The sequence below is a fragment of the Prevotella sp. AM42-24 genome (assembly GCF_003461825.1).
GTDB classification, from domain to species: Bacteria; Bacteroidota; Bacteroidia; order Bacteroidales; family Bacteroidaceae; genus Prevotella; species Prevotella hominis.
This window is the reverse complement of record NZ_QTXV01000096.1, coordinates 5817-7715: the sequence shown is the minus strand read 5'-3', so window position 1 is coordinate 7715 and position 1899 is coordinate 5817. Positions and strand designations below refer to the sequence as shown.

Below are 1899 nucleotides of genomic sequence, written 5' to 3'. Positions count from 1 at the left end.
TGCAGCAAAAGTAGGTAGAAATGATTTTTTTGGCGAGAAAAATGTACGACCGTACAATAAATGGCCATTTTTTAAGTTTTTATTAAAAGCAAGTTGCTTTTTTTAAAACTTAATAACAATTCCATGATACAAACCAAAAACAAAATAAAAGAGAAGTTAGCATCACATGTGAAAAGCGCCCACAATATTGATATGAGCACTTTAGTTATTGGTTATTCCGAACTAATTCATCATCTTTTTAATCCAGCGACGGGAGAATCCTATACGATGACAGAGTTGGGTGCCCAATTCGGCATAGATCGAACCACGATCAATCATCTCAGTAGGCGAAGAGGCATTCTGACCTTTGCAGAGTTCTTCTATCTGCTCTATATCATATTGTATTTTGAGAAGCCAGAAAATCGCCTGCCCAAAATCGTCAGCATTTTGAATGATATCTTTAAAGTCCTTCAGGAAGCGTCAGGCATCATACTCTTTCCAGAAGGCTTTCGTTTCGCGTTTTTTAAGGAGTGGAGTCAAGATATAGCAAAAGATACTGTAAAGACATAAAACGCACAATAATCGCAATAATACTATTGATTTTACGTTCTTTTCAAAGAAAGGGGTTGTGTGATAGTGGCTTATAGGCTAAAAGCACTACCTTTGTACGCAATATAACAACAATACGTTTGAGGTCGCAATTTGTGATTTTGATAATTAATATAAATATGACAGACATAACGGAAAAGACAGAAAACGGCGAACTGGTCACAAATTGTGACCAGTTGGTTGTCATGGATAATATAGAGTCTCTAATAAAAGTAATTAGAGGACAGCAAGTTATGCTTGACAAAGACTTGGCAACGCTATATGGTGTAGAGACAAGAACTTTGAACCAAGCAGTCAAACGTAACATTCAGAGGTTCCCTTCTGATTTTAGGTTTCAGTTAACAATGGAGGAATGTTCAAAATCACAGATTGAGGAATATCATTCCTTTAGAGAAATTTAAAATAACAGGTATGAAATATTTAATGCAAATATTACTTGGTTTAATACTTTTACAACTGCTGCAATCATGTGATTACAGTAAGAGTCGCGATGTGTTGTGGATGAAAAAAAATTTTGAAAATAATGCAGAGCTTTTTTTTGATGTTACTAATTTATTTAATAACTCTATTCCAATAAATTTAAAAAAAGAAAACTATGTTAATTTTAATATTAATGATAAAAATAATAGTGTTGATATTATTATAATGAGCAAAAATGTAATTAATGGAGAAAGAGTCACTCAAAAAGCTAACTCACAAAGGTTAGATAACAAGAATTTTAATCTATTATTGAAAAACTTAGGATGGAACTATTCAAAAGTTGATTCAATACGAAATATGTTACAGAGGATAAAATGCAATACCATTAGAACCGTTGATTATAAATATTTTGATATTGAAATTTATAATAGCTCTAATTTATCGTATTCATATTTACATCTCAAACATAGTATAGAGTACCATAATATTAAAACAATATCAAATAACTCTAAATATGGTAATCTGTTTTCCATTTCTGTAAACTAATAGCTTGTAGCCGAATAGTAAAAGAAAGCAATTGCAAGCGTGTAAAACAAACTGTATTAAACTATAATAATTATTGTTTAACACAGTTTATTGTACGCTCGGCATGAGCTTATTCTAATGGGTGCAAGTCCCTAACAAGCCCTAATAGCGGGAATTGTATAGCCAATAGCAAGGGGTATTCCATTCAGGATGTGGCAAAGTTGAGTGGTTAAGGGGTAAGTACCGTACAACGAGTTAGGCGATTACTAAAAATGCAATCACCGCAATAATACTATTGATTTTACGTCCTTTTCAAAGAAAGGGGTTGTGTGATAGTAGTTTAAAGGCTAAAAGCACTACCTTTGC

At 32.6% G+C, this 1899-nt stretch carries 3 protein-coding genes; all 3 read left to right on the top strand.

What is annotated here, in order from left to right; all coding sequences use genetic code 11:
- Window positions 1–123: 123 nt before the first annotated feature.
- Window positions 124–549, top strand: coding sequence for a hypothetical protein (locus tag DW917_RS15740; RefSeq protein ID WP_118120245.1), 426 nt, complete (start codon window positions 124–126; stop codon window positions 547–549).
- A 158-nt stretch (window positions 550–707) separates the two neighbouring features.
- The gene (locus tag DW917_RS15735) at window positions 708–989 is read left to right on the top strand and encodes an ORF6N domain-containing protein (protein ID WP_233524787.1); all 282 of its coding nucleotides are present in this window, start codon (window positions 708–710) and stop codon (window positions 987–989) included.
- A gap of 10 nt (window positions 990–999) precedes the next feature.
- Window positions 1000–1554: a hypothetical protein gene (locus DW917_RS15730; protein ID WP_147344231.1), complete on the top strand. Its 555-nt coding sequence runs from the start codon at window positions 1000–1002 to the stop codon at window positions 1552–1554.
- The last annotated feature ends 345 nt before the right edge of the window (window positions 1555–1899 follow it).